This window comes from Gilliamella sp. B2923, assembly GCF_026536565.1.
In the GTDB taxonomy this organism is placed as follows: Bacteria; Pseudomonadota; Gammaproteobacteria; order Enterobacterales; family Orbaceae; genus Gilliamella.
In genome coordinates this window covers 125,039-139,030 of sequence record NZ_JAFNNZ010000008.1, presented here as the reverse complement: position 1 = coordinate 139,030, position 13,992 = coordinate 125,039, and the positions used below count along the sequence as shown (strand labels likewise).

The window sequence follows — 13,992 nt, the reverse complement described above, 5'->3', positions numbered from 1 at the left end:
AGTATGGGATTTAAATGTGGGATTGTCGGATTACCAAATGTTGGTAAATCAACTCTTTTTAATGCACTAACCAAAGCAGGTATCGAGGCGGCTAACTTTCCGTTTTGTACAATTGAGCCAAATACAGGTGTTGTGCCAATGCCGGATCCGCGTTTAGATCAGCTTGCTGAAATTGTCAAACCACAGCGCACATTGCCAACCACTATGGAATTTGTCGATATTGCAGGTTTAGTAAAAGGCGCATCAAAAGGCGAAGGCTTAGGTAATCAATTCCTAGCCAATATTCGTGAAACCGAAGCCATTGGGCATGTAGTTCGTTGCTTTGAAAATGAAAATATTGTCCATGTAGCGGGCAAAATTGATCCGGCTGAAGATATTGAAATTATCAATACTGAACTCGCGCTATCCGATCTTGAAGCGTGTGAACGAGCGATCACTCGTTTACAAAAACGGGCAAAAGGTGGCGATAAAGATGCCAAATTTGAGTTAGAAATTTTAGAAAAATGTTTACCCCATTTAGAGCAAGGTAAAAAACTCTTGCTACTTGATTTAAGTAAAGAAGAGCTTGATGCCATTAAATACCTAAGCTTTTTAACCTTAAAACCAACCATGTACATTGCCAATGTAAACGAAGACGGTTTTGAAAATAATCCGTTTTTAGAAAAAGTGAAAGCGATTGCAGCTGAAGAAAAATCGGTTGTTGTGCCAGTTTGTGCCGCAATTGAAGCTGAGCTAGCAGAGCTTGACGATGCTGACCGTGATGAGTTTATGCAAGATTTAGGCTTAACCGAACCGGGATTAAATCGGGTAATTCGTGCAGGCTATAGCCTATTGAATTTACAAACCTATTTTACAGCTGGCGTAAAAGAAGTGAGAGCATGGACAATTTCAGTTGGTGATACTGCGCCACAAGCTGCAGGTAAAATTCATACTGATTTTGAGAAAGGTTTTATTCGGGCGCAAACTATCGCTTTTGATGATTTTATTAAATATGGCGGTGAACAAGGCGCAAAAGAGGCCGGTAAAATGCGTTCAGAAGGCAAAGACTATGTCGTACAAGACGGCGATATAATGAACTTTTTATTTAACGTTTAGCAATTAAATTGCGCCGCTTTAAGGTGGCGCAAACTTCAAGCGATTAAACCTAAGTTTCCAAGTTCTTTATCCTCTCTTTTATACTGAAACGTAGTAATTTTCTGAAACTTCTTGACAAAAATCACCTAAGGACAATTTAATTAAGGTAGGACATCAATGTTACTGACTTTTGAACAAGCCACAAAAACCATACTTCAAACCGCTGCAATGACTTCGCCACTTAGTTGCGAGAAAGTGAGTTTAGAAAGCGCCCTGGATCGAATTACGGCTGAGCCAATTGTTTCGCCAATGAACGTACCAAGCTTCAATAATTCTGCAATGGATGGTTATGCTGTCAGATTATCAGATATAACTCAGTCCACAACACTACCTTTAGCGGGCACAATTTTTGCCGGTGATGATATCGCCAATTTACAGTGGCCAGAAGGAACATGTTTACGAATTATGACTGGCGCTCCGTTACCAGCTCAGGCCGATGCGGTTGTCATGCAAGAACATACTGAAAAATCCACAACAGGCATCAGATTTTTAAATGATATTAAATCCGGTGATAATATTCGCCTTGCCGGTGAAGATGTTAAACAAGGTAGCATTATTGTTGATAAAGGTACACGATTAACCATTCCAACCCTCTCGACACTTGCCACCTTAGGCTTAAGTGAAATTATCGTTTATAGAAAATTAAAAGTTGCACTGTTTTCAACAGGTAATGAGCTTACTGCAATGGATCAGCCGTTAGCCAGTCATAGCGCAATTTATGATAGTAACCGTTTCACTCTAAAGTTACTGCTAGGCAAATTACATTGCGAGATTATCGATTTAGGCATCATTGCCGATGATCCAATCAAAATCAAACAAGCGCTTGATTGCGCAGCGCAGCATGCTGATTTAATTATCACCAGTGGTGGGGTTTCGGTGGGTGATGCAGATTATACCAAACAGGCTCTTGAAGCGCTGGGACAGGTAGATTTTTGGAAACTGGCAATCAAACCCGGTAAACCTTTTGCTTTCGGAAACATTAATAAAGCCCTTTTCTGTGGTCTGCCCGGAAATCCGGTCTCTACACTGGTCACCTTTTACCAATTAGTCAGACCGCTTATTTTTGCGCTTTGTGGTCAAAAAATTACAAATAATGATCTTACTTTTAAAGTTAAAACGGCAACTAATTTTAAAAAAAGTGTGGGTCGATTAGATTTTCAACGTGGCATATTGCAAATCAATTCAAGCGGTGAGTTAGAAGTAAGTTCAACCGGGCAACAAGGTTCACACTTGACCCAATCATTTAACCAAGCAAACTGTTTTATTTTACTTGAACAGCAGCGTGGCAATGTCAGTCAAGGTGAGTGGGTAACAGTGGCACTGTTTGATGCACTATTAAAATAGTGCCACTAAAATAGCGCCTGCGGCTATCATAGCAACGCCGATACCGGCGAGAAATGAAATCTTTTCGCCAAATAAGATCACCGCAAAAACAACGGCAAAAACGACACTGAGTTTATCAATCGGGGCAACTTGTGAAACTTTACCTTCTTTGATTGCCATAAAATAGAACAACCAAGATAACGCCCCGGCAATCCCACTTAACGCAATAATAAGTAACGCTTTTTTATCGTTAAAAAAGGTATTAATGAGATTTATCTTACCTTGAACAATAACCACGCCAACCAAAAAAACAGCCATCACAATCGCACGTATTGCAGTGGCCGTGTTTGCATCAAAATGCTGTAAGCCTATTTTACCTAAAATTGCAACAAAAGCAGCCGAAATTGCCGAAAGCAATGCATATATCAACCAAGCACTCATACTAATACCTGTCTATTTGAAACAAGTATTGCTGATTATTTGAGTTGCTTTCGCACTGTTGTGATTTATTCATTACACCACGGCAATCTTCCAAAACGCCATGAGCTTTAGACCAATGATATTTTTTACCCTGATCGTTTTTACCACCACAACCAACTAAAACGACACTCAAAGCGATACAAGATAACGCAAGTAATGCTGATTTCATCCTTTTCTCCTTTGTTAAAAATGTGGTTAGATAACGTCTATTTGCTGTAAACAGATAAACTATTTTAATCCATAACCTAAGCGATTGATAGTATGACTACCACCTATTTTTAAAAGATAAAACGCACGATCACCTTTTAACTCATTTAATAACGCTGGCGGTTCATCTAACGGTTCATCAGCCAATTCAAATGCTCCCCAATGAATAGCTACTGCGGCCTGACAATGAAGCTGATCAAACAATAAAATCGCCTGATTGGGATCGATATGTTGAGATTGCATAAACCAACGTGGCGCATAAGCCCCTATCGGGATTAATGCTAAATCGATGTGTGCAAAACGCTCGCCGATCTGTTTTAAAATCGGACTATAGCCGGTATCCCCCATAAAATAGACAGTTTTACATTGTTGTTTATCATCCACATTTGATTGAATCATCCAGCCACACCATAATGCTTTGTTCACATCAAAAAGCCCACGATTACTCCAATGTTTGGCAGGCGTTGCAGTAAACGTTAACCCTGTCACGTTTACCGACTGCCACCAATCTAATTCGATGACTTGCTTTGCGCCCCACTTAGATAATTTCTTTTTTAAACCTAAAGGAACTAACATCACAACATTCGGAAAACGAGCCAACAACTGGCGGATGCTATGATAATCCATATGGTCATAATGATTATGCGAAATAACGATTACATCGATAGTTGGCAATTGATCCGCCGTGATTGCCGGCAAGGTACGGCGCTTAGGGCCGATAAACTGGGAGGGAGAGACGCGTTTTGAAAACACCGGATCGGTTAAAATCCTTTTACCGTCAAGTTGAATTAGGGTAGTTGAGTGACCTATCCACCAAACTCGATCATCCGTTAACGTCACATCAATCGGTTCACACCAAGTTTGATTAAATACTTGATATCCCCCTTTAGGCGGTAACACCTTGCGCTGACGACGCCAACGCCACGTATCGGCTAATTTAATTTTAAACGGTTCCTGATTTTCAAAGCCCTTGCCCTTATGATGATTGGCAATCGACGGTGTTTTTTTATTCATAATCAGATTATTCTGCTCTTAATTAGTCAATCAATTGGCTGTGCGCTCGATCACAACGGCTACATTACCCGCATTTGCAATGGCATCGGGTTTTGAAACTTTAATTCTTAACCAATTCACACCAAATTTTTCTATCACCAGTTCCGCAATACGCTCAGCAACACACTCGATTAGTTCAAATTGGTTTGACTGTATAAAGGTGGTAATTGTTTGGCTAACCGCAAAATAGTCTAAACACAGTGACACATCATCAGTTTTGCCTGCCGGCTGATTGTCCCAAGCCATTTCAAGGTCGAGAATTAACTTTTGTTTAATGGTCTTTTCCCATTGATAAACACCGATAGTGGTAAATAGCGTTAATCCTTCAATTAACACTCGATCTTTACAATTTGTATTCATACTTATTCCACTGACTAATTAGTATTGAATAGAGATTACCGAATCTTATTAAATTACGCTATAATTTATTTTAAATTAAGCAAATTATTCACAACTATGACTCGAATTTTTCAGCCCTATACCATTGTTCAAAACAGCTCTATTACCCTTGATGATAATGCCTTTAATCACTTGATCCGTGTTCTAAGAATGAAAGTCGGTGAAAATATTATCTTGTTTGACGGCTCTAATCAGATAACCCCGGCAACGATTAGCGAAATCACCAAAAAAACCGTGACGGTCAAAACGGCCAGCACCGTGTTGGATAATCGAGAATCGCCATTAAATATTCATCTCGGGCAAGTCATATCCCGGGGTGAGAAAATGGAATTTACTATCCAAAAATCGGTTGAACTTGGGGTTAACACCATTACCCCGCTACTTTCAGAACGATGTGGCGTAAAGCTCGATCAAGACAGACTTGAAAAAAAAGTTCAGCAATGGCAAAAAATTGTTATCTCAGCTTGTGAACAGTGCGGACGAAACATCATCCCGGAAATCAAACCAGTTATGAAATTATCCCATTGGTGCGCCAGTTTAACCGAAGGCTTAAAACTCAACCTTCATCCTAAAGCTCAGCAAACAATAAACCAATTACCGTGCGATAATAAAACCATTAACTTACTCATCGGGCCTGAAGGCGGGCTTTCAGATGAAGAAATCGACATGACTCATCAACATCATTTCACCGATATCTTACTTGGACCTCGTGTATTACGTACCGAAACCGCTGCCCTTACCGCAATTACCGCCTTACAAGTCTGTTTTGGTGATTTAGGGTAATTTAAGCTAATTAGACAAGATAATAGATGTTTAATATTTGCATCTTAATCTGTAACAGGTATGATAGTGGATATCACACTTTATAAATAGTGATAAACCACTATCTATCCTAATGTTTCAGTCAAATCTAAACGCAAGAACAAGATAGTACAAGTCACCACCATAATTTCAGTAAAAAACAAAAAAATCAGTAAGGAGAGACCATGATTAAGCTTGGTATTGTTATGGATCGTATTAGTCATATCAAAATTAAAAAAGATACCAGTTTTGCCATGTTACTTGAGGCACAAAAACGAGATTACCAAATTTTTTATATGGAGATGAATGATCTTTTTTTACGCAATGGTGAAGCTTGTGCAACAACACGCAAATTAACTGTTTACAATAATGACGAACATTGGTTTGATACCAGTGATGAACAAACAATCGCACTTAGTGAACTTGATGTTATTTTAATGCGAAAAGATCCACCTTTTGATACTGAGTTTATCTATGCAACCTATATTTTAGAACGAGCAGAAGACAAAGGCGTACTGGTGGTCAATAAGCCTCAAAGTTTACGTGATTGCAATGAAAAGCTCTTTACAGCTTGGTTTGCTCAATTTACGCCGGAAACTCTGGTGACACGTCAAACCAAACAGATCAAGGAATTCCACCAACAGCATGGCGATATCATTCTAAAACCGCTCGACGGTATGGGGGGATCTTCCATTTTTCGTATTAAACAAGATGATCCTAATGTGTCGGTGATCATTGAAACCTTAACTGAACACAACAGCCGTTACTGTATGGCACAAAACTTTATACCCGCAATAAAAGACGGTGATAAACGTGTATTAGTTGTTGACGGTGAACCGGTGCCTTATTGTTTGGCTCGCATTCCACAAAAAGGCGAAACCCGGGGTAATCTTGCCGCTGGTGGACATGGCGAAGTTAGAGCATTAAGTGAGAGCGATTGGCATATTGCCCGCAGTGTTGCGCCAACATTAAAACAAAAAGGCCTACTATTTGTAGGGCTTGATATTATTGGTGATAAATTAACTGAAATCAATGTCACCAGCCCAACTTGTGTTCGCGAAATTGAAGCGGCAAATCCCGGTCTTTCAATTACCGGAATGTTAATGGATGCAATCGAACACCGTTTAAATAAAAAGAGTTAAATAATGATAAGAGAATTCCAAGGTACTGATTTAGATAAAGTAATGTCAATATGGCTTGAAGGAAATCTACAAGCACATGATTTTATCGATCCTGAATTTTTTAAACAAAATTTCCAATTAGTTAAGATGCTCATCCCGATGTCAACGGTCTATGTGCAAGACCTTAATGGTGTAAAAGGATTTATTGGGCTTACCGAAAACTATATTTCTGGCCTATTTGTTGAGCAGGCTTATCAACGACAAGGCACAGGAAAAGCGCTAGTGAATAAAGCAAAGCAACGTTTTAATGAATTACTGGTTCACGTCTATGAAAAAAACACAGCCGCTATTGATTTTTATCTAGCGCAAAATTTTGAAATTGTTTCAAAATCTCTCAATGAAGAAACCCAAGAAGCTGAATTATTAATGCGCTGTGTGGTTGAGCACAAAGTTAAAATTGGTCAATGCGCCTTATAAACTAAAAAAATGTGAGCATATGAACTTAAAAAATCATTTTATTATCGCCATGCCAACGATTGAAGACTCGTTTTTCAGTCGTTCAGTTGTCTATATCTGTGAGCATAACCGTGATGGTGCCATGGGTATTATTATTAACAAACCTATTTTAGATCTGAACGTTGAAACAGTCTTGTCACGTTTAGAAATCACCGCAAGCAAAAATTGTGCTGAGTTAGAGCATCCGGTTTTTTGCGGCGGACCACTTGCAGAAGAGCAAGGATTTATTTTGCATACCCCACAAAAAGGGTTTGCATCAAGTATTCAAATTTCTGATGATGTGATGATCACCACCTCGCTTGATGCACTAAAATCGATTGGCTCGCCTGAACAACCTAAAGATCTCCTGCTAACATTGGGTTATTCAAGTTGGCGCTCTTTACAACTGGAAGATGAAGTCGCCAGTAACGATTGGCTGGTCACCAAAGCTGATCCGCAAATTATTTTTGAAGTAGCGATCGACGATCGCTGGCAAAAAGCGGCAGAATCATTAGGTGTTAATATTAATACGATTTCACACCTAATGGGAAATGCTTAACCAATGGCAACCATTATTGCATTTGATTTCGGAACGGCGAGCATTGGCGCCGCTATTGGTCAAGATGTGACTAAAACAGCCAGTCCGCTTTGTGCCTTTAAAGCACGGGACGGTATCCCCAATTGGCAAGCTATCGAAAAATTATTAAATGAGTGGAAACCCGATTATTTAGTTGTCGGGCTACCGCTTAACATGGACGGAACAGAACAACCCTTAACTGCCCGTGCTCGTAAATTTGCTAACCGACTACATGGCATGTTTGGTTATCAAGTTCATTTGCAAGATGAACGATTATCAACAGTCGAAGCCAAATCGCATATTTTTGCTTCCGGTGGATATAGAGCGCTGGAGAAAGGTCGAGTCGATGCCACTTCGGCAATCATTATTTTAGAAAGTTGGTTTGACAACAATTAATCCTAAGAATTAAAAAGTTATTTTACAAATATTTGTTCGCTAATCAATATCTTCCTTGCTAAAATAATGACCAATTTTTCTATTGTAAGGATTGCTCCCCGTGTCAAACAACAATACTTTAAGTTATAAAGATGCCGGCGTCGATATCGATGCCGGTAATGAACTGGTTAATCGCATTAAATCTGTCGTAAAAGAGACCAAACGGCCTGAAGTTATGGGCGGTCTGGGTGGTTTTGGCGCCCTTTGCGCCATTCCACAAAAATATAAAGAGCCGATTTTAGTGTCCGGTACTGACGGCGTCGGCACCAAATTACGCCTTGCAATGGATTTAAACCGTCATGAATCAATTGGTATCGATTTGGTGGCAATGTGTGTTAATGATTTGATTGTTCAAGGCGCTGAGCCGCTATTCTTCTTAGACTATTATGCAACAGGCAAGCTTAATGTCGATGTGGCAACAACGGTTGTAACAGGTATAGCCGAAGGCTGTAAACAGTCGGGCTGTGCGCTAGTTGGTGGTGAAACGGCTGAAATGCCCGGTATGTATCATGGCAATGATTATGATTTAGCCGGTTTTTGTGTCGGCGTCGTTGAAAAAGCCGAAATGATTGACGGAAGCAAAGTTCAACACGGTGATGCACTCATCGCCCTAGCCTCTTCGGGCGCCCACTCTAATGGCTACTCTTTGATTCGTAAAATTCTTCAAGTCAGTGGTGTCAATCCGGCGACTGAACAACTCGACGGCAAGCCGCTTGCCGATCATCTATTAGCCCCAACTAAAATCTATGTAAAATCGGTGTTGGATTTAATCGCACAAATCGATGTCCACGCCATTGCCCATATTACCGGTGGTGGTTTTTGGGAAAACATCCCACGAGTATTACCGGATAACACCCAGGCAGTCATCAATGAAAGTAGTTGGCAATGGCCAAGCGTATTTAATTGGCTTCAAAAAACCGGTAATGTTGAGCGCCACGAAATGTATCGTACTTTTAATTGTGGCGTTGGTTTAATCATCGCTTTACCGAAACAGCTTGCTGAAAAAGCGATTAATTTACTCAGCAGCCACGGCGAAAAAGCGTGGGTGATAGGCGAGATTATCCAATCATCCGATAGCCAACGAGTCGTTATCAAATAGTTTTATTCATTCAATATTATTCAATCTGCCAAAGATTGAGTAATATTGAACCATGTCATTAATAAGTGTCAAAAACTGCTGGCTTATTAATTAAACAATGCCAATAAATCAGCAGCGATAACAAGCAAAATACTCAACAAACAAGCAATCTTTTTAGTAATAGCCATTGGCTTCCTGATCCTAACTCATACGCTTTTTGTAATAGGCAAATTCAACAAGTTATCCAAAAAATTTAACATAAAAATAACTAAAAGCTATCTTACTTTCTGGTACAATAGCGAAAAATTATAATAACTAAGTAATGTCGTAACACTATAAAACACAAGGTTTTTTAATGATCATATCAGATGCTAATAGTGCGGTATCATCCGTCGCTTATCGGGCAAACGAAGTCATTGCCATTTATCCAATAACCCCGAGCTCATCTATGGCTGAGCAAGCTAGCACATGGGCAGAATTTGATAAACCAAACGTATTTGGTGATATCCCTAAAGTGGTTGAAATGCAATCTGAAGCGGGCGCAATTTCGACCGTACACGGTGCGTTAATGACCGGTGCATTATCGACATCTTTCACCTCATCTCAAGGTTTATTATTAATGATTCCTTCGCTATACAAAATAGCTGGGGAACTCACACCATTTGTACTGCATGTGGCTGCACGTAGCATTGCCACGCATGCTTTATCGATATTTGGTGATCACTCCGATGTCATGGCAGTACGACAAACTGGTTTTGCTATGCTCTGCTCAAGCTCTGTTCAAGAAGCGCAGGATATGGCGTTAATTTCACAAATTGCCACCTTAAACAGTCGTGTACCGTTTGTACACTTTTTTGACGGCTTTCGAACTTCTCATGAAGTGAATAAAATTCACCCTATTAGCGATGATGATATCCGCCAATTATTACCAACTGATGCCATTGACGCATTTCGTGCTCGTGCCTTAACGCCTGATAAACCGGTTACTCGAGGCACATCAGCCAATCCCGATACCTTCTTTCAATGTCGAGAGGCAATTAATCCTTATTATCATCAAACTTATCAACATGTTGTTGATGCGATGCAGGCTTTTGCAAAACAAACCGGCCGCAAATATCAACCTTTTGAATACTACGGCGCAAATGATGCTGAACGTATTATCGTGATTATGGGCTCCGGTGCCAGCACCACAAAAGAAGTAGTCGATCATCTGTTGCAAAATAACGAAAAAGTTGGGGTTGTGATTGTTAGATTGTTCCGCCCTTTTTCAGCTAAACATCTACTGGCAGTTATCCCCGAAACGGTACAAAAAATTGCTGTATTAGATCGCACCAAAGAGCCAGGAGCACAAGCCGAACCACTCTATTTAGATATTATGACGGCCTTTGCTGAAAGTTTTTCTCAAGGAGAACGGCAAACACTACCGAAAATTATCGGCGGACGTTATGGTTTATCCTCAAAAGAGTTTGATCCACGTTGCGTATTGGCTATTTTTGCTGAACTAGTATCGGACAATCCAAAACCACGTTTTACCGTGGGTATTTATGATGATATCACCGGCTTATCTTTACCATTACCGACCGAATCCATCGCCCAAAAATCGGCACTTGAAGCGCTATTTTATGGACTCGGTAGTGACGGCACGGTTTCGGCAACCAAAAATAATATTAAAATTATTGGCGATAGTTCACCGTTTTATGTTCAAGGTTACTTTGTATATGACTCTAAAAAGGCTGGCGGGTTAACAACCTCGCATTTGCGAGTCAGTTTAGAACCGATTGATTCGCCTTACTTGATCACCAGTGCTCACTTTATTGGCTGTCATCAAGATCAGTTTATCGATAAATATCAGATCGTTGATAAATTAAAAGATGACGGTATCTTCTTACTTAACACCCCTTACAGTAAAGAGGAAGTTTGGCACCGCTTACCCAAAGAGGTACAAGTACAATTAATTAAAAAACGGGCACACTTTTATATCGTTAATGCGGCAAAAATTGCCCGCGAATGCAACTTAGGTGCCAGAATTAATACCGTAATGCAAGCGGCCTTCTTTCACCTGTCTGAAATCTTCAAAAATGATTTTAGCATTGCTCAATTAAAAGAGGTGATAGCAAAAAGCTACAGTAGCAAAGGACAAGATTTAGTCGAAAACAACTGGAAAGCGCTTGATTTAGCCATTGCTTCGCTTGAACAAATTCCATTAAGTTGTGTCGATCAAAGCAGTCAATCAATGCCGCCGGTCGTACCGGATAATGCACCTGATTTTGTTAAAACGGTCACAGCAGCAATGTTAGCTGGCTTAGGGGACACTTTACCGGTATCGGCATTTCCGCCTGACGGCACTTGGCCGGTTGGCACAACAAAATGGGAAAAACGCAATATTGCCGAAGCAATCCCAATTTGGCAACCGGAACTTTGTACCCAATGTAACCATTGTGCTGTTGCCTGTCCGCATGCGGCAATCCGTGCCAAAGTTGTTCAACCCGATGAGATGTTAAATGCACCTGGCACCTTACAGTCGCTTGAAGTTAAAGCAAGAGATATGAAAGGACAACGCTATGTATTGCAAGTCGCTCCGGAAGACTGCACAGGCTGTAACTTATGTGTTGAAGTTTGCCCGGCAAGAGACAGAAATAACTTCGAGATAAAAGCAATTAACATGCAATCACGAATCGATAACCTGCAAACCCAGCGTACTAACTATAATTACTTTACCGCGTTACCTGATCGTGAAATGAAAACACTCGAACGGATCGATATTCGAACTTCGCAACTGCTTACGCCACTATTTGAATATTCCGGCGCTTGTGCTGGCTGTGGTGAGACGCCTTACATTAAACTATTAACTCAGCTGTACGGTGATCATCTGGCAATCGCTAATGCAACGGGTTGTTCATCTATCTACGGCGGTAACTTACCGGCATCCCCGTATACCACCGATCGTAATGGGCGAGGACCAGCTTGGGCAAACTCATTGTTTGAAGATAACGCTGAATTTGCTTTAGGCTATCGTATTAGCTACGATCAACACAAAAAACGTAGTTTGCGTTTGTTAGAACATGTCGCTGGCGAAATATCACCTGAAATTGTCTTAGCGCTACAATCAGCCGAAACCTCAATTGACGAAAAACGTCAGCAAGTTAAGATATTACGTGAACAACTTGCCCATATCGAATCCAATGAAGCAAAAGAGCTGATACAAAACGCCGATTATTTAATTGACAAATCAGTCTGGGCAATTGGTGGCGACGGTTGGGCATATGATATCGGATTTGGTGGGCTTGACCATGTGATGAGCTTAACTGAAAATGTGAATATCTTAGTGTTAGATACACAATGTTACTCTAATACCGGTGGTCAACAATCCAAAGCAACGCCAATGGGAGCTGTATCTAAATTTGCTGATTTAGGTAAGCATAAAGCGCGTAAAGATTTAGGTGTTAGCGTGATGATGTATGGCCATGTGTATGTGGCACAAGTCGCATTAGGTTCACAACTCAACCAAACACTAAAAGCCTTACAAGAAGCCGAAGCTTATAATGGACCTTCACTGGTTATCGCTTACAGCCCTTGTGAAGAGCACGGCTATGATCTGTCTAAATCACACGAACAAATGAAAGATCTCGTCAAATCGGGCTTCTGGACACTCTACCGATACGATCCTCGCCGCATGGCAGAAGGTAAACCGGGACTGGTGTTAGATTCTAAAACGCCAAACAGTGAAGCATTAACCAACATCTTGCTGAAAGAGCAACGCTTCCGTCGCTTAGAAACATTAGAGCCGCAAGTTGCTGATACTTTACATGAACGCTCGACCAAAATGGTAGAGTCTAAATATAAATTCCTACAAATGTTAGCAACTTATTCAGATATCGAAACGCCGGCAGATAGCTAGCTTGAGATAATATCTGAATTACAATCTATAAGCCCTGTACTTATCAATTAATAAAGTAAGTACAGGGCTTATTCTTTTCGTTCTACAGCGCTGACAGGACTGCTAAAACCACCGTTACCATGCTCTAAATATCACAAAACTTAGCAACTATTCAGATATCAAAACGCCGGCAGATAGCTAGCTTAAGATAATATCTGATTAACAATCTACAAGCCCCTTACTTATCAATTAACAAAGTGAAGGTCTTATTCTTTTCGTTTTACACCACTGACAGGACTGCTAAAACCACCATTACTATGCTCTACAATTCAGATGATATAGATGAACGATAACTATGATCAAAATATAACTATTGGTAAACAATTAGTATGGTTAAAAAATAAGAATAGATAAACGATAAGATATGATTAAGAAGGTTTGATTGACAAATGGTTAGGTTAGAATAGAAAAAAGCGCTTTAACTGACAGCAATTAAAGCGCTTTTAACAAATCTTGCGAAAATAAATAATAATTATTTATCGGTTATTCGGCGAGTCATCCAATAGTGTTTTTTCCAATAATCTTCATTCAGATTTGAGTAGATAACCCCTTTGGAAGTTGAAGCATGTAAGAATTTACCATTGTCATAATAGATACCGACATGTAAACCACTACGGCTTCGTCCTGTTTTAAAAAATACTAAATCCCCTGCTTTAGGTTGGGTAACTTTATAGCCCAATTTAGCCTGCTCCGCCGCGCTTCTTGGTAAGTTTTTAGAAAGTCGGTTTTTGAAAAAATTCATCACTAAACCGGAACAATCACTTCCTGCTAAGGTTGTTCCACCATAGCGGTAAGGTGTTTTTTTCCACTTTTTGTAGTGTGACTCAATTTTAGCCAACATTTGTGGATCGGATTTAGAGTTTTTTGTCGACACTTGCCCTTGACTAGTGCTACAACCAAATAAAGTAAAAAGGCAAAAAAGTAATGCAGTGATTAAAAAACGCTTATTCAA

The 13,992-nt window shown here is 40.1% G+C and carries 14 protein-coding genes; 9 read left to right on the top strand and 5 right to left on the bottom strand.

The genetic code is table 11. The features are described from left to right. The first annotated feature begins 3 nt into the window (after positions 1-3). The gene (ychF, locus tag J3U42_RS09665; protein ID WP_220217531.1) at positions 4-1,095 is read left to right on the top strand and encodes a redox-regulated ATPase YchF; all 1,092 of its coding nucleotides are present in this window, start codon (positions 4-6) and stop codon (positions 1,093-1,095) included. A 156-nt stretch (positions 1,096-1,251) separates the two neighbouring features. Then, complete coding sequence (moeA, locus tag J3U42_RS09660) at positions 1,252-2,478, top strand: molybdopterin molybdotransferase MoeA (RefSeq protein ID WP_267336333.1); 1,227 nt, start codon at positions 1,252-1,254, stop codon at positions 2,476-2,478. On the opposite strand, the gene J3U42_RS09655 is transcribed toward moeA, so the two are convergent. The 4 genes from J3U42_RS09655 to folB are packed head-to-tail and all read right to left on the bottom strand — an operon-like array spanning position 2,470 to position 4,557. Further along, positions 2,470-2,898, bottom strand: a complete 429-nt coding sequence (locus J3U42_RS09655) for an EamA family transporter (protein ID WP_267336332.1) — start codon at positions 2,896-2,898, stop codon at positions 2,470-2,472. The genes moeA and J3U42_RS09655 overlap by 9 nt on opposite strands. Position 2,899: 1 nt before the next feature. Continuing rightward, positions 2,900-3,106: a hypothetical protein gene (locus tag J3U42_RS09650; RefSeq protein WP_220217534.1), complete on the bottom strand. Its 207-nt coding sequence runs from the start codon at positions 3,104-3,106 to the stop codon at positions 2,900-2,902. A gap of 59 nt (positions 3,107-3,165) precedes the next feature. Beyond that, on the bottom strand, positions 3,166-4,158 hold the full coding sequence (locus J3U42_RS09645; protein WP_267336331.1) for an MBL fold metallo-hydrolase: 993 nt from the start codon (positions 4,156-4,158) through the stop codon (positions 3,166-3,168). Between the two features lie 30 nt (positions 4,159-4,188). After that, the gene (gene folB, locus J3U42_RS09640) at positions 4,189-4,557 is read right to left on the bottom strand and encodes a dihydroneopterin aldolase (RefSeq protein ID WP_267336330.1); all 369 of its coding nucleotides are present in this window, start codon (positions 4,555-4,557) and stop codon (positions 4,189-4,191) included. A gap of 96 nt (positions 4,558-4,653) precedes the next feature. On the opposite strand from folB, the gene rsmE reads away from it, so the two are divergent. From rsmE to nifJ, 7 genes are all read left to right on the top strand, one after another. Then, on the top strand, positions 4,654-5,379 hold the full coding sequence (gene rsmE / locus J3U42_RS09635) for a 16S rRNA (uracil(1498)-N(3))-methyltransferase (protein ID WP_267336329.1): 726 nt from the start codon (positions 4,654-4,656) through the stop codon (positions 5,377-5,379). A 203-nt stretch (positions 5,380-5,582) separates the two neighbouring features. Beyond that, entirely contained in the window at positions 5,583-6,539 is a 957-nt protein-coding gene (gshB, locus tag J3U42_RS09630; RefSeq protein ID WP_267329076.1) for a glutathione synthase, read from the top strand. Positions 6,540-6,542: 3 nt separating this feature from the next. Further along, positions 6,543-6,995, top strand: coding sequence for a GNAT family N-acetyltransferase (locus J3U42_RS09625; RefSeq protein WP_267336328.1), 453 nt, complete (start codon positions 6,543-6,545; stop codon positions 6,993-6,995). A 19-nt stretch (positions 6,996-7,014) separates the two neighbouring features. Beyond that, positions 7,015-7,572 carry a YqgE/AlgH family protein gene (locus J3U42_RS09620; RefSeq protein ID WP_220217540.1) on the top strand — a complete coding sequence of 186 codons (558 nt, stop codon included), beginning with the start codon at positions 7,015-7,017 and terminating at the stop codon, positions 7,570-7,572. A 3-nt stretch (positions 7,573-7,575) separates the two neighbouring features. Further along, positions 7,576-7,986, top strand: a complete 411-nt coding sequence (gene ruvX / locus J3U42_RS09615) for a Holliday junction resolvase RuvX (RefSeq protein ID WP_267329074.1) — start codon at positions 7,576-7,578, stop codon at positions 7,984-7,986. Between the two features lie 100 nt (positions 7,987-8,086). Beyond that, on the top strand, positions 8,087-9,124 hold the full coding sequence (purM, locus tag J3U42_RS09610; protein ID WP_267336327.1) for a phosphoribosylformylglycinamidine cyclo-ligase: 1,038 nt from the start codon (positions 8,087-8,089) through the stop codon (positions 9,122-9,124). Between the two features lie 334 nt (positions 9,125-9,458). Beyond that, complete coding sequence (nifJ, locus tag J3U42_RS09605) at positions 9,459-13,001, top strand: pyruvate:ferredoxin (flavodoxin) oxidoreductase (protein ID WP_267336326.1); 3,543 nt, start codon at positions 9,459-9,461, stop codon at positions 12,999-13,001. Between the two features lie 511 nt (positions 13,002-13,512). Here nifJ and J3U42_RS09600 read toward each other — a convergent pair. Next, positions 13,513-13,992: a C40 family peptidase gene (locus J3U42_RS09600; RefSeq protein WP_220217544.1), complete on the bottom strand. Its 480-nt coding sequence runs from the start codon at positions 13,990-13,992 to the stop codon at positions 13,513-13,515.

Bases quoted from the DNA above. Each gene is read 5' to 3' on its own strand.
- folB (WP_267336330.1), bottom strand. From the start codon at position 4,557: ATGAATACAAATTGTAAAGATCGAGTGTTAATTGAAGGATTAACGCTA.
- gshB (WP_267329076.1), top strand. From the start codon at position 5,583: ATGATTAAGCTTGGTATTGTTATGGATCGTATTAGTCATATCAAAATT.
- moeA (WP_267336333.1), top strand. From the start codon at position 1,252: ATGTTACTGACTTTTGAACAAGCCACAAAAACCATACTTCAAACCGCT.
- rsmE (WP_267336329.1), top strand. From the start codon at position 4,654: ATGACTCGAATTTTTCAGCCCTATACCATTGTTCAAAACAGCTCTATT.
- ruvX (WP_267329074.1), top strand. From the start codon at position 7,576: ATGGCAACCATTATTGCATTTGATTTCGGAACGGCGAGCATTGGCGCC.
- J3U42_RS09655 (WP_267336332.1), bottom strand. From the start codon at position 2,898: ATGAGTGCTTGGTTGATATATGCATTGCTTTCGGCAATTTCGGCTGCT.
- J3U42_RS09625 (WP_267336328.1), top strand. From the start codon at position 6,543: ATGATAAGAGAATTCCAAGGTACTGATTTAGATAAAGTAATGTCAATA.
- ychF (WP_220217531.1), top strand. From the start codon at position 4: ATGGGATTTAAATGTGGGATTGTCGGATTACCAAATGTTGGTAAATCA.
- nifJ (WP_267336326.1), top strand. From the start codon at position 9,459: ATGATCATATCAGATGCTAATAGTGCGGTATCATCCGTCGCTTATCGG.
- J3U42_RS09650 (WP_220217534.1), bottom strand. From the start codon at position 3,106: ATGAAATCAGCATTACTTGCGTTATCTTGTATCGCTTTGAGTGTCGTT.
- J3U42_RS09620 (WP_220217540.1), top strand. From the start codon at position 7,015: ATGAACTTAAAAAATCATTTTATTATCGCCATGCCAACGATTGAAGAC.
- J3U42_RS09645 (WP_267336331.1), bottom strand. From the start codon at position 4,158: ATGAATAAAAAAACACCGTCGATTGCCAATCATCATAAGGGCAAGGGC.